Below are 12,844 nucleotides of genomic sequence, written 5' to 3'. Positions count from 1 at the left end.
ACTAACGGCGCGCCTCGATTAGTAAATCCGTCCTCAACTTGCTTGGCACATGTAATGCAAACCAAGTTATATTTTTAATATCGGCACTACCGGAGTCACGCAGCGTCGTACCTAAATTGAATCGACGTAGCTGGATAGAGACACGTTCATTAGAGCAAAAACTCCTGTCATTAACAGTGTCTGCACTTTGGCTGAAATACTGGTTAATTGGTGCAAAGCGGTGCTTAGCTTCTACGCCACGTCCAGTGGATCGTGTTCGATAACCCGCTACTAAGTTGTTCATAAGAAATACATCGGCCTTGAGTTCTGGACTCTTCCTGAGAAGTGCAGCTATCGCGAGCAACATCGCACTATGTTCCTCAGCATCTGAGGGATCTTTAACTTTTACCTCAAGCAGAAAATCTTCGAGTACCGATTTTAACGGGATAGGGTTAAACATGAAGTGCGGTGATAAATTTTTACCGCCTTTGAATTGAGAAAATCCTGCTGCGTTGACAGGAGCACCATATTCAGCAGCCCATTTCTTTACCACGCAAGAAAGCAACTCTTGATTGGCTAAAGCAGCATTGTCATCCCTTTGCAGAACATCAGGCACCATCCAGCCATTAGCAGGAATACGGCGCGTACCGAGTCCAATTACGTTCGCACGAGTAGCCTTAAGCATTGATGTGAGCACAAAATCTCGGCGCCAGTCGGAAAGAGGTTTGCCCCGCGAATTCTCTAAGGCCTCTCGAACAAACTCCTCATGCTCTACATACTCGGTGAAAGCATCACTCACATTCCGCTGAACAAAAACACGACAGAGCCCCAAATATGATTTCTTATATCCGAAAAACCGAGCTCGCTGCTGCAGAGTATCTGCTGCAGGTGAAGTCCCCAAGGGACGTGGCATATAGGTCACGCAAAGGCCTTCGATTGTATAACCTCGATCTAGCTTAGCGCCGCCCACTAGAATCCAGTATGGCGTGGCTTTCCAGTCAATATTTTTCTCCGCGTCCTTAGTTCCATTGACCACGACATGATTCATTTCGTTGAATACTTCATCAACCATTGCGGAAATCAAGTCAATCAATGGTTTAATTTTTGGATATGTTTTTTTTAGCGAATCATATTCAGATTGAAACATCTGAGTTACAGCATCGATTTTATTAATATATTGCTTTTCGACGAATGACTTTAGCGTCTTTAAGGACTTATCAAGCCAATCCTTGTAATGAGTATGGGATGTGGTAGCCATCGCCGGATGAATCATCATTGAGCGGTTTCTGTCTTTCTTTCGCTCACGCGTCAACGCGTGATGAGCACATGCTAATAAGAAGTAACGTAAGGCACTCAGTAAACTTTTAGGTGACGCTTTCAATATATTCGTGGGTCCAGGTACTTCCTCTGATGGAATGTCTCTGACGAGGGGGGTGTTCTTTCCGAAGAAAGACTTTCCACCTGTATAAGCCTCACCAGGTGTCACCAATTCTGCAAACGAAGCGTTCAGTAAATCAGTTTGCGCCAGTAGAAGATTAGCCTGTGGTGTAGCAGTGTACTGCAGATATGAATGATGTGGGAGTTTGTCACGTAGCTTACAAATTTTTTCGTAGGTCGTACTCATTTCTGAAGGTGCAATTTTACCACTACGAATCTTAGCCGCCTTCGTGTTTAAACTTGCTTGGTCACTCTCATCATCAATAATCAAAGATGGAACATCTGATACCGACAACTTTTTAACTAAAGAAGCTAAATTTTCAAGATGGCCGCCATGTTTGAGCACGGTAACTAAAATGGCTTTTTTTGTAGGTTTTTTCTTCCAGGCAATAAGTTTATCTTCGATCTGTCTTTTAACGTTATTGGTAGGATTGGAATAGTGATACCAGTTCTCTCCATCATCGATACCAAGGTCTTTCTTCAAGCGGTTTTCAGATTGGTCACGAAGATTATTCTTCGTACCTGCTAAAACAATTACAAGTCCATAACCGTTATCTCTTGCCAGAGAAATTACTGTTTCGAACGACAATGTTTTGCCGCTTTGCACATAACCCACTACTAACCCCGTTTCTCTCCCTGAGGGCTCTGTTGGAGGCAAGCAACGACCAAGAATTCTTTGTGCTTCTTGAAGCACAGAGTTCATACCATCAGTTAAATCCTCGTAGCTAGGACCATTAGGATCATTGGATTTGCTTCGAAGAAAATCCTCAGTAATGTCTTTTTTTTCCGGCACCCAACGTAAAGGTGGTTGAAGAGTTTTTAGAATTTCGATAGAGGTTGCCATATTTTATTTCTCTAACGAGGTTCTCAACAGAGCACCTCTCATCAAGTAGTTGAAATGATAAAGAAAACTCTCTGGTGACACTCCTAAAACATCCTCCGTTAAGATCAAAGCAATGCATATCGATGTTGAAATACGCAGCAAAACTTCAACGTTCTCATTGTTCACGCCCAAAAATTCAATGGAAAAAGGATGAGCCAATGAAAGATCAATAGTCAAACGCCGGATGTCCTCGCCAGAGTCAGTCGGTTTCTGAGTAACTGCGACTGAAACCCAATCCTCTGTTGCAGGATCTACAGAGGTTCTCAAAGTTATGATCCATTGGTAATTGCCATCATTAACTTCGACAACACGCTCAGAAGCCTGGAGTTCTCCAGCAACAAGCTCGGACGGCAACTCATCTACATCTGTTGGATATTTATTAGCCTCAATCAACAGTGGGGCAACTTCTTTTTCGACATAGTTTGCAACAGCGGCAGTCGCTGCAACAGCTCGTGTCTCAATGGTTTTTCGCGAAGGAAGTGCCCGATAATTTTCGGCTTGAGCGAGTAAATTCAGTGGGGGCTCTTCGATTTGAGCTTTCAAATATTCCAGAAAAATATCTTCGTATTCTTCCCAGCGAAAGCCATCTTTCGTATGACTAACTTCGAATCCTTCGACATGCAGTTCACCAAACAATCTTTGATAGGGATAACTGTTAGTTTGTTTAAATACATAGCTAGGCCGATAACTCTCGTCCAAGCTACCTTCTATTAATCTGTCACGACGAAATAAAGCAAAACCGGCCAATGGTGTTGAACCAACTTCACGTAGTGCGGCAAAACCTGTGATACGCTGATTTCCACCAAAATCCAAATCGATATCTTTCCGCCATTCAACAGGTACTACGTTATCACCCTGCGCCTGTACCCCGGGAGATGTATAAGCAACGGCTGTGAGTATTTTAGGACATTTATATGAAAGCGATGAACCATTTAAGTTTAGTGACAGCCTTCCATCTCTTAGAAACATTCGATAAATGCTGGCTAGGTGGTCTCGAATCTTGCCTACCGTTCGCCCTTGCGGCATGTGATGTAGGCCTCGGAGAGTTACCACTGTGTAATGCGATAATGGATCGACCTTACGAACTTCAGTATTCAAACTTTCAATCTTGTTTTCGACAATATTTCTAACATCGAAATATATTGTACGTTCTATTGATTCGCCAATTGCTTTGGTACGAACACTCCATTTCTCTGCAAACCAGCATGCCGCGCTCTTCATTCCCATGCCGAACTCAGAAAGTCCACTACGATCCTCTGGGACTTGAGCAGCCCGAAATGCTCTAGGAAAATCAACTTCTGATATTCCAGCAGCATTGTCACTAATAACAATAATACCAGGGCCAGAAGTATCTATTTTTACATCTACCTTAAGTTGAAATTTACCACCATGCAGCAATTGCAATTGATCGTTGTTGGCGATCAAACTTTGAATTGCGTTATCGACGAACTCGGCCATGGCAAACCATGGCTTGTAATTTAGATGGCGTAGCACCGAGAGCATCGTTACTTCGGGCCGGATTTCAATAGCTGGTAATTGGCTAGACTTTTGACTATCCGTCATGCATCGACCTTTCCATTGCTTATTTTAATGTCTCCAGTTACCGGAGATTGTCCTATAAAATCCCCCAACAGAGCACGGGCAACCAACTCAACAACTGTAGAGTTCACAGCATTCCCAAGTGCATGGAAAGCCTTAGTAGGAGTAGATGGCAGCGCCTTCAATTCGTCTAAACTCTGCAGACGAGCGCATTCCTCCGGAGTCATGTAACGCCGTTGCCATGCAATTATGGGCACTTGCGTGTCAGTCATTGCAATTAAGCTAGGAGCAGTGTTACGGCGTTTCACCCTTACTCCTGATGCACGGAACTGCAGAACGTACTCCCACAGATCTCGCTTACCACCCTTGACATTCCATTCTAATTTTTGAAGGCTCGACGGAAACTTCAAGATATTTTTCATCCAAGGATCAATCCATTCCTTATTGTCAGCGTAGAACTGGCGGTTCTGGCGAATGAAATCTACCTTCCACTTGGGAAACTTTCGCTGCGGGGTACGGGCATGGCTAGGCAACGCCAACCAACGTTCTTCGAGAGTGTGCAGGTAGCCGATTTTGCGTCCATGGCTCCCCGAAAACCCCTTAAGACCGTCAATACCGTAATCCTCTTTTAAAGCGTAGGGTGTTTCCTGTTCGTATGGATATGTTGCCCCCCACTCCATTGACCATAATGGATAAGAAGGCAATTCAACATCTGCTGGGCAGCGTTTCAAAAAATCTGCCCAGACATTTAGACAATCTAAAACCTGCGCAGAAAGCGGCTTCGCATTAGCTGGATGATCATCTAGAATGCTGTCAATCGTTGTCTCTACCGGATTTCTTTGAGGCCAAGAAAAATCTTTTAGAGGCTTTCGTGAACCAATGATATATACGCGCTCTCGAATCTGCGGGATACCAAAATGATGCGGTGAGAAGCGTTCAGCAGCAATGTGATAGCCTAGTCCTTTTGGACCTAACCCTAAGATCTCCTGAATAGCTTTCCAGGTTCGACCTTCATCATGCTTGAGCAGATTCGGTACATTTTCAAGAATAAAGAAGCTCGGCTTCTTCTGCTCGAGTATTGCTGCCACATTGAAAAACAAATCACCTTGTTTCGTGCACTCAAACCCAAGCTGCTCCCCAGCTTTGGAGAATGGCTGGCAGGGAAAACCCGCAGTCAGCACGTCATGTGTAGGCACATCAGAGGGAGATATCAAAGTGATATCTCCCTCTGGACGAAGATTGAAATTAATCTGGTAAAGGTCCTGCAGATGTTTTTGCCACTCAGCTGCAAAAACACACTGCCCACCGAGCCTATCTAGGGCAAGGTGAAATCCGCCCAAGCCAGCGAACAAGTCGATAAATTTAAACGATGGTGACTTCATATTTGTTAGCCAATTCTAGTTGATGGAAGCAGCCATCGGATTATCTTATTACAGTAAAAATCGCGCTACGATAAAGCTTTTCTATACAGTAACTTATCTCTATAAACATGAATACCTCACTCGATTAAAGCAGATGTTGCTGCATCGCTCAGATTACATTTTTCGTCATTGATAATGGGTTGACACATCTCTTCAAAACCGTGAACAACTTGAAGAGAAAATGCCACCTTCATATAACTGTATGCAATCACAGTAGTCAACTCGAGTAAAGCTCTAACTTTTAGTGTGCATTCAGACAGCACTCAATGATGTGTATGATAATTTTCGTTTAATGACGAATAGAAAGCAAGCAACTCCCCCCAATCGGGGCCTGGTTACAACTGAACTCCATTTTACAATTATAAGCGCCTATAATTGAGATTCCATGACGCTACTCGTAGAAGTGAAGACTAAAATGAACCATTACAAGGGAAGTAAGTGGCTGTATAGATTTCACCCTGTGGTTGACTTAGATTGAGTGAAAAAGCGAGGAAAGCCTTGCAGATACTGGATTCCAGACACAAAAAAAGCCGCCCTTAAGCGACTTTGATTTTCATCTTTTGGTGCCGAAGGCCGGACTCGAACCGGCACGTATTTCTACGGTTGATTTTGAATCAACTGCGTCTACCGATTTCGCCACTTCGGCACTGAAGGGGATGCGGAAACGTTGTGGATTATACCTGTCGCGCGCCGCCATGCAAGCGACGACGCGCGAAACCCGCGCTAAGTGCCCAAAAAACCAGCGCCCTGGTTACTCCAGCTCAGACACCGCCAGCCGAATCACCCCTGCCGCCTTCTGCTCCGGCAGCGCCAGCACCTTCGCCCACATCTCCTGCACCATGTCGCAGGAGAGCTTCTCCTTGCCCACCGCCTTCTCCGGCATCTGCAACAGCTGGATGTCCTCGCCGTACTTATCGGCTAGTTGTTTCATAATCGGCCGCACATCCTCGACAGCCGCCTCGCGTTCGGCTTGCGTCACGGTGTGGCGGTTTTTGCCGTAGGCCGCACGCATCATGTCGGCGTCGGCCTGCATGCGCCGCGTCATCAGGTCTTTATCCAGCATGCGCATCGGGTTCACGCCGCCCTTCACCATCGGGTAGAGGAAGCGGAAGCAGGCGTCGTCGCTCACCTTCTGGATGGCGGCGGTCTGCTCCATGTTGATGGTCATGTAGTTCACCACGTTGGCGTCCGGGGCGTTTTGCAGGCGCGACATCTGCAAATGCAGGATCTGCGGCTGGATGGTGTCGATAATCTGCTGCTCCGGCTCGCCGGCTTTTTGCAGGGCGGTCATCTGGTCGAGGATGCGCTGATGCAGCGCGGGCTCCTGCTCCTTAATCACCTGCCAGGCAGGCATCGCGTTGAGGGTGGTATCAATCTGCGCTTCCGGAGCGCGTTGCCTGTCAAAGAACACCCAGAACGCCACGGCGGCGGCCGCGACAATAACAACGACCGTACTGATCCACGTTTTTTTCATCTCGCATCCTTATCCTTGAGTTGTGCCGGTTTACACCGGCACGCCGCTGTGGAAGCGAAACTCGTGGTCCGGTGTCGAGATAAGTGTGGCTTCAATTTCGCCAAAAAGCTGTATGCGCGGTGAGATATCGTCGTCGCTCACCTGCTGGGCCAGCGTCAGGTAGTCCTGATAATGGCGCGCTTCCGAGCGCAGCAGCGAGAGATAGAACTTCTGTAAGTCATCGTCGAGGAACGGGGCCAGCGCGGCGAAGCGTTCGCAGGAACGGGCTTCGATGTAGGCGCCGCAGATGAGCTTGTCGATCAGCGTCAGCGGTTCGTGGGTGCGCACTTCCTTCAGCATCCCTTTGGCGTAGCGGCTGGCGGTGATTTTGACGTACGGAATATCGCGGGCCAGCATCGCCTCACGCACCTGCCAGAAGTGGTGCAACTCCTCTTTAATCAGCAGCACCATGCTGTCGATGAGCGCCTGGCCCCACGGGTCGTCGGTTTTGGGCATCACGCTTTTGCCAATCTGCTTGTGCAGGGCGATGAAGTCCGGCTCCGGGCCGTCGCGAAAGGTGAACTGTTCGTAAGGTTTGAGCCAGTCGAGCAGCGCGTCGGCACCACTTTCGTCGGCGACGTATTTACGCACCAGCAGCAGCGCGGTCTGGGCGGCCTTGAGCTCGCACACCATGTGGTCGGTGAGCAGCAGCGGCAGGTTCGCCGGGTCGCGGGCTTTATCAATCCATGCTTGCGGGGTCGGGCACTGGAGGAAGTTGAGTACGGGGGCGAGTATCTGCGGGTAATCCATGGTTCTGCCTTGAAAAAAGCGGTGGCGCGCGCCACCGCCTGAAACGCTTAGTGACGCACGCCGTCGTCGTCTTCGTCGACGTAATCTTCGTCGTCGCCTTCTTCGCCGTCTTCACCGTTCGGATCTTCGAAGTAGGTTCCCCAGCCGTCGTATTCCACTTCAAACTTCTCGGCCAGGTTCATCAGCTGTTCTACCTGCGCGTCGATCAGCTCCGCCTTCAGCGCGCCTTCGCTCAGGATGTCGCAGCAGATGACGGTGTCGCCCTCTTCCACTTCCAGCTCTTCCGGCTCGGTCACTTCGTAACCCAGCTTGAAGGCTTCCACGGCCATTTTTTCCAGCGCGTCGAAATCATCCGCAGAGAAATGGTGCTCGATGGTGTACAGCGCGTCCGGATCGCTACCGTCTTCCAGCAGTTCTTCAATAATCAGACGCGTCTCTTCGCGTTGCTCTTCCAGTAATTCCGGGTTTGCCATGGGTCAATCCTCTTTAAAGTGCGGCAGATACTTCTATTTTCACACACGGACGGGTTTGCCTCCACCTTTGTTGGAAAGATTTGTGAAACGGGGTTGCAAATGAATAATTACACATATAAAGTGAATTTTAATTCAATAAGTGGCGTTCGCCATGTGAGGATAAAATGTCTGATCTGTACAAGAAACACTTTCTGAAATTGCTCGACTTTACCCCTGCACAGTTCACTTCTCTGCTGACCCTTGCCGCACAGCTCAAAGCCGATAAAAAAAATGGCAAGGAAGTACATAAGCTTACTGGCAAAAACATCGCGCTCATCTTCGAAAAAGACTCGACCCGTACACGTTGCTCTTTCGAAGTTGCCGCATTTGACCAGGGCGCGCGCGTTACCTATTTAGGGCCGAGCGGCAGCCAGATTGGGCATAAAGAGTCAATTAAGGATACCGCACGGGTGCTCGGGCGGATGTACGACGGCATTCAGTATCGCGGCCACGGCCAGGAAGTGGTCGAGACGCTGGCGCAGTACGCGGGCGTGCCGGTGTGGAATGGGCTGACCAACGAGTTCCACCCCACGCAGCTGCTGGCGGATCTGCTGACCATGCAGGAGCACCTGCCGGGCAAGGCGTTTAACGAGATGACGCTGGTCTACGCGGGCGACGCGCGCAACAACATGGGCAACTCGATGCTGGAAGCGGCGGCGCTGACCGGGCTGGATCTACGCCTGGTGGCCCCGAAGGCCTGTTGGCCGGAAGAGAGCCTGGTGGCAGAGTGCAGCGCGCTGGCGGAAAAGCACGGCGGGAAAATCACCCTGACGGAAGACGTGGCGGCGGGCGTCAAGGGCGCGGACTTTATCTATACCGACGTGTGGGTGTCGATGGGCGAAGCCAAAGAGAAGTGGGCGGAGCGGATTGCGCTGCTGCGCGGGTATCAGGTGAACGCGCAGATGATGGCGCTGACCGGCAACCCGAACGTGAAGTTCCTGCACTGTCTGCCGGCGTTCCATGACGACCAGACCACGCTCGGCAAGCAGATGGCGAAAGAGTTCGATCTGCACGGCGGGATGGAAGTGACGGACGAGGTGTTTGAGTCGCCGGCGAGCATCGTGTTCGACCAGGCGGAAAATCGGATGCATACGATTAAGGCGGTGATGGTGGCGACGCTTGGGGAGTGATTGGGTCCTCTGAGCGCTGGTGCCCTCACCCCGGCCCTCTCCCACAGGGAGAGGGAGAAAAACCTAAAAACGACAACAGCGTTATCGTCAGGCAGAAAAATTCATTTTACTGACGCTTTCTCAGATACGCATTAACGATAATAGGTATTTATGTTTTTATTAACCATTATTTACTGAGTAGATAATGGTTAATATCAGGTCATTATCAATTACAAAACACCGTATATTATCGGCGTAATATTTCCTTATTGCTGCATTTCATTAATAAGGATTTTTTATGTCATGGAATAAACATGAAGCTGTGTCATACGCCCGTAGCCACGCACTAACCCATACTGGACACTATTGCGCTCGAGCAATCGCCGCCGCCATTCGAGCCGGAGGGCTTAAAATCGAAGGGGCAAACGCTAAGGATTTCTGGCGTTCTCTTGAAAAAGCAGGATTCTCAAAAGTCTATGGCACTCCCATAGAGGGGGATATCGCGGTGATTGATGCCTTGCCCGGCCCGAATCAGTACGGGCATGTCTGTATTTACGATGGCGCTGGAACCTGGTATTCAGATTTTAAACAGAGAACACTGTACCCGGGGCCAACCTATCGCCAACTTCAGCCAGCAATAACCTTATACAGGCATTATTAATATGAATAAGCTCATCTTAATTGTGTTATTCAGCACAGCAGCATTGGGGGCCGAAGATTTTCAGATGCCGATGCAGCGCGCTCTTGAATTCAATCGCTGGTACATTAAACAAGTGAACAACGATCGTTATCCCATCCAACAGGGAAATGAAATCGATAAGTTCGTTACGGCCAGCACCATAAAAAAATTACGTCATGCAGACGATCCCCGTTATGCCGACGCTGAATTTTACGAGGCTGATTTTTTTATGAAATCGCAATATATCGGCGAGGACTGGGCTGAGAATGTGGCTATTGATTCGTATGATTCAGACCCGGTCTGTGTAAACGTGAATATCACGTTTGGCAAAAAGACCCAGCACACAGTCATTGATTGCATGGTTAAAGAAGATGGGATCTGGAAAATTCAGTCTGTCGCCGCTCGGGATAATAATTGATGCCCCCCGCTAACAATAATGGAGCCGCCTTTGTTGCCGGGTGGCGCTGCGCTTACCCGGCCTACAAAACCCGTAGGCCCGTGCAAGCGCAGCGCCGCCGGGCAAATCAGGCGACGATGCGGCTGATGCCCTTTCTCCCACAACCCGCTCGACTCAATTGATTTTTCACCCCGAAAAAGGTACGTTTTCGCCTTAATTCCAGCGTGGACATACCAGCATTATGCCGATTATTCAGTCTGTTGAACGTGCGTTGCAGATCCTCGACCTGTTCAACGAGCAGGCCACCGAGCTTAAGATCACCGACATCAGCAAACTGATGGGGCTGAGCAAGAGTACCCTCCACTCGCTGCTGAAAACCCTCCAGCTTCACGGCTATATCGATCAGAACCCGGAGAACGGTAAGTATCGCCTCGGCATGAAGCTGGTCGAGCGCGGGCATTTTGTCGTGGGCTCGATGGATATTCGGCAGAAGGCGAAAGGCTGGCTGACGGAGCTGTCCCAGCGGACCGGGCAGACGACCCATCTGGGGATACTGGACGGGCGTGAAGGGGTCTATATCGAGAAGATTGAAGGCAAGCTGGCCGCCATCGCCTATTCGCGCATCGGCCGCCGCCTGCCGGTTCACGCCACCGCCATCGGCAAGGTGTTGATTGCCTGGCTGGGCGAGCCCGAGCTGAACGCCCTGCTGGAGGGCTATCAGTACACTACCTTTACGCCTTCCACCCTCGCCTCTCGTGAAGCACTAATGAGTGCCCTGGCGCAGACCCGCGAGAAGGGCTATGCCCTGGATAGCGAAGAGAACGAGCAGGGCGTGCGCTGCGTGGCGGTGCCGGTGTGGGACCACGAGTCCCGCGTCATCGCCGCCCTGAGCCTGTCGACGCTGACCTCCCGCGTGGACGACGCAGAGCTGGCTGATTTCCGCGAGCAGCTTCAGCAGGCCGGGCTCCAGCTCTCACGCGCGCTGGGCTACCCGGCCTGAGCCGTCAGACCGGCTCGTAGGTGAAGTAGTCGAAGTCAGCGTGGCAGCCGTCGCCGCTGATGTCCTCGCAGTGCAGACCCACAAACGCGCCGGTGAAGAAGCCGCGCCCGCCGATATAGTCATCCGACAGCTTCCACGCCTCATACGTCACCGGCACGGCATGCCACGTCTCGCCGTCGAACGAGTAGCTGTAGCGGTAGACCAGCCTATCCACATCCACCCGGAGCCAGACGCTCTCAGCCTGTTCCGGCACCGGAATCGGCTGCTCGTGCAGCGGCCATGACGGCACGTTGTGGTCAAGCTGGATCACCTTAATCGTTCTGCCCTGCCCCTCCTCGTAGTCCACAAAGCAGTAGCTCCAGTTTTTGCTGTTGTAGTAGCAGGTCAGCCCCGCGCTCTGCTGGAAGTGCACCGGCGAGAACTGCATCCGCGTCTCGGCCCGGAAGGTGAAGTGCTGCCAGCGGCGCGCCACGGTCGACTGGGTAAAGGTCGAGTTGAGCGAGTCGTTGCCGTATAACCGTAAATAGCCGGGGCGCGCGGTGAGCGAGCCGAGGGTGTCGTCGAACGGAATGCGCAGAGTCTGCAATTCAGGGTCAAGCGTGCTGCCGTCGAAATCATCCCGCCAGCTACCCTGCACGGCGGCGGGCTGCTCCGCCACCTGCGGGCCTTTCACGGTCAGCTGCGCGTGCTTACCGCCCTCCACGTACGGCCAGCCATCGCGCCATTCAATGCGGGCGATGCCGGTCTCGCGCCCCAGCGGACAGTAACCGCGTCCGCCTGAGGCCAGCAGCGGCACGCCGGGCAGGCGCAGCGGGCGGCTGGTAAGGTAGGCCATATACCACTCCCCGGTGTGGGTTTGCAGCAGCGAGCCGTGGCCGCTCTTTTGCAGCGGGTTCTCCGGCAGGTGCCAGCTGGTCATCATCGTCACATCCGGGTGAAGCTCGTACGGCCCGTCGATGGTTTTTGCACGCAGCACCACGACGGCGTGCTCGTAGCTGGTGCCGCCTTCGGCAACCATCAGGTAGTACCATCCCGCGTGGCGATAAAGATGCGCCCCTTCGGTGTAGCAGAGCGGCGTGCCGGTAAACAGCGTTTTGCGCTCCGGCGAGAGGGTGCCGGTCTGCGGGTCAAACTCCTGCATCACGATGGTGTTGTGCGGGTTGCTGTGATGGCGCGGCCCCCACGGGCGGTAGAGGTAGTATTTGCGGCCATCGTCGTCGTGGAACAGGGACGGATCGAACCCGCCGTTGCCCATCGGGATCGGCTCGCTCCATGGCCCTTCGATGGACGGCGCGGTGACGAGGAAGTTGCGGCCATTTTTCCACGGCGAATCGACAATCTTCACGTCGGTATAGAGCAGCCAGAATTTGCCGTCGGCGTAGCTCAGGCACGGCGCCCAGATACCGCCGGAGTCCGGGTTGCCCTTCATATCCAGCATCGACACGCGGTCCAGCGGCGTGCTGACCAGCGTCCAGTTTTTCAGGTCGCGGGAGTGATAGATGCGCACGCCCGGGAACCACTCGAAGGTCGAGGTGGCGATGTAGTAGTCCTCACCCTGGCGGCACAGGGACGGGTCCGGGTTGAAGCCGGTCAGGATTGGGTTAGTGATTTCCATATTGCCTCCG

At 51.4% G+C, this 12,844-nt stretch carries 12 protein-coding genes and 1 tRNA gene; 5 read left to right on the top strand and 8 right to left on the bottom strand.

From position 1 onward, the window contains the following. Window position 1: 1 nt before the first annotated feature. The 7 genes from ACJTMZ_RS11655 to rraB all read right to left on the bottom strand — a co-directional run bounded on the left by ACJTMZ_RS11655 (window position 2) and on the right by rraB (window position 7,995). A complete protein-coding gene (locus tag ACJTMZ_RS11655) occupies window positions 2–2,260 on the bottom strand; it encodes a Z1 domain-containing protein (RefSeq protein ID WP_063138549.1) in 2,259 nt (752 codons plus the stop codon). A 3-nt stretch (window positions 2,261–2,263) separates the two neighbouring features. After that, window positions 2,264–3,862: an ATP-binding protein gene (locus ACJTMZ_RS11650; protein ID WP_063138550.1), complete on the bottom strand. Its 1,599-nt coding sequence runs from the start codon at window positions 3,860–3,862 to the stop codon at window positions 2,264–2,266. Continuing rightward, entirely contained in the window at window positions 3,859–5,220 is a 1,362-nt protein-coding gene (locus ACJTMZ_RS11645; protein WP_063138551.1) for a DNA cytosine methyltransferase, read from the bottom strand. Before ACJTMZ_RS11645 ends, ACJTMZ_RS11650 begins: the two co-directional genes overlap by 4 nt. A gap of 600 nt (window positions 5,221–5,820) precedes the next feature. Further along, window positions 5,821–5,905, bottom strand: a tRNA-Leu gene (locus tag ACJTMZ_RS11640). A gap of 105 nt (window positions 5,906–6,010) precedes the next feature. Further along, on the bottom strand, window positions 6,011–6,733 hold the full coding sequence (locus ACJTMZ_RS11635; protein WP_048247891.1) for a hypothetical protein: 723 nt from the start codon (window positions 6,731–6,733) through the stop codon (window positions 6,011–6,013). A gap of 30 nt (window positions 6,734–6,763) precedes the next feature. Next, on the bottom strand, window positions 6,764–7,522 hold the full coding sequence (miaE, locus tag ACJTMZ_RS11630; protein WP_023295833.1) for a tRNA isopentenyl-2-thiomethyl-A-37 hydroxylase MiaE: 759 nt from the start codon (window positions 7,520–7,522) through the stop codon (window positions 6,764–6,766). Between the two features lie 47 nt (window positions 7,523–7,569). Continuing rightward, complete coding sequence (rraB, locus tag ACJTMZ_RS11625; RefSeq protein ID WP_003862940.1) at window positions 7,570–7,995, bottom strand: ribonuclease E inhibitor RraB; 426 nt, start codon at window positions 7,993–7,995, stop codon at window positions 7,570–7,572. A 99-nt stretch (window positions 7,996–8,094) separates the two neighbouring features. Here rraB and argL point away from each other — a divergent pair, with 99 nt between their 5' ends. From argL to xynR, 5 genes are all read left to right on the top strand, one after another. Beyond that, entirely contained in the window at window positions 8,095–8,190 is a 96-nt protein-coding gene (argL, locus tag ACJTMZ_RS11620; protein ID WP_213014347.1) for a putative translational regulatory protein ArgL, read from the top strand. Continuing rightward, on the top strand, window positions 8,160–9,164 hold the full coding sequence (gene argF / locus ACJTMZ_RS11615; RefSeq protein WP_048247893.1) for an ornithine carbamoyltransferase: 1,005 nt from the start codon (window positions 8,160–8,162) through the stop codon (window positions 9,162–9,164). The genes argL and argF overlap by 31 nt, the downstream gene beginning before the upstream one ends. Before the next feature lie 277 nt (window positions 9,165–9,441). After that, complete coding sequence (locus ACJTMZ_RS11610) at window positions 9,442–9,804, top strand: hypothetical protein (RefSeq protein WP_017383896.1); 363 nt, start codon at window positions 9,442–9,444, stop codon at window positions 9,802–9,804. A 1-nt stretch (window position 9,805) separates the two neighbouring features. Next, complete coding sequence (locus tag ACJTMZ_RS11605) at window positions 9,806–10,240, top strand: DUF3828 domain-containing protein (RefSeq protein ID WP_045348359.1); 435 nt, start codon at window positions 9,806–9,808, stop codon at window positions 10,238–10,240. Window positions 10,241–10,460: 220 nt separating this feature from the next. Further along, window positions 10,461–11,219, top strand: coding sequence for a DNA-binding transcriptional repressor XynR (xynR, locus tag ACJTMZ_RS11600; protein WP_252010784.1), 759 nt, complete (start codon window positions 10,461–10,463; stop codon window positions 11,217–11,219). 4 nt (window positions 11,220–11,223) lie between these two features. Here the strand turns inward: xynR and ACJTMZ_RS11595 are convergent, their stop codons facing one another. After that, a complete protein-coding gene (locus ACJTMZ_RS11595) occupies window positions 11,224–12,834 on the bottom strand; it encodes a glycoside hydrolase family 43 protein (protein WP_126850607.1) in 1,611 nt (536 codons plus the stop codon). Between the last annotated feature and the right edge of the window lie 10 nt (window positions 12,835–12,844).

Source organism: Enterobacter sp. DN (genome assembly GCF_046054285.1).
GTDB lineage: Bacteria > Pseudomonadota > Gammaproteobacteria > Enterobacterales > Enterobacteriaceae > Enterobacter > Enterobacter hormaechei_C.
The sequence above is the reverse complement of the archived record's forward strand: the minus strand, read 5'-3'. Positions and strand labels throughout refer to the sequence as shown.

Bases quoted from the DNA above. Each gene is read 5' to 3' on its own strand.
- ACJTMZ_RS11610 (WP_017383896.1), top strand. From the start codon at position 9,442: ATGTCATGGAATAAACATGAAGCTGTGTCATACGCCCGTAGCCACGCA.
- argL (WP_213014347.1), top strand. From the start codon at position 8,095: ATGAATAATTACACATATAAAGTGAATTTTAATTCAATAAGTGGCGTT.
- argF (WP_048247893.1), top strand. From the start codon at position 8,160: ATGTCTGATCTGTACAAGAAACACTTTCTGAAATTGCTCGACTTTACC.
- ACJTMZ_RS11605 (WP_045348359.1), top strand. From the start codon at position 9,806: ATGAATAAGCTCATCTTAATTGTGTTATTCAGCACAGCAGCATTGGGG.
- miaE (WP_023295833.1), bottom strand. From the start codon at position 7,522: ATGGATTACCCGCAGATACTCGCCCCCGTACTCAACTTCCTCCAGTGC.
- ACJTMZ_RS11650 (WP_063138550.1), bottom strand. From the start codon at position 3,862: ATGACGGATAGTCAAAAGTCTAGCCAATTACCAGCTATTGAAATCCGG.
- ACJTMZ_RS11645 (WP_063138551.1), bottom strand. From the start codon at position 5,220: ATGAAGTCACCATCGTTTAAATTTATCGACTTGTTCGCTGGCTTGGGC.
- xynR (WP_252010784.1), top strand. From the start codon at position 10,461: ATGCCGATTATTCAGTCTGTTGAACGTGCGTTGCAGATCCTCGACCTG.
- ACJTMZ_RS11635 (WP_048247891.1), bottom strand. From the start codon at position 6,733: ATGAAAAAAACGTGGATCAGTACGGTCGTTGTTATTGTCGCGGCCGCC.
- rraB (WP_003862940.1), bottom strand. From the start codon at position 7,995: ATGGCAAACCCGGAATTACTGGAAGAGCAACGCGAAGAGACGCGTCTG.
- ACJTMZ_RS11655 (WP_063138549.1), bottom strand. From the start codon at position 2,260: ATGGCAACCTCTATCGAAATTCTAAAAACTCTTCAACCACCTTTACGT.
- ACJTMZ_RS11595 (WP_126850607.1), bottom strand. From the start codon at position 12,834: ATGGAAATCACTAACCCAATCCTGACCGGCTTCAACCCGGACCCGTCC.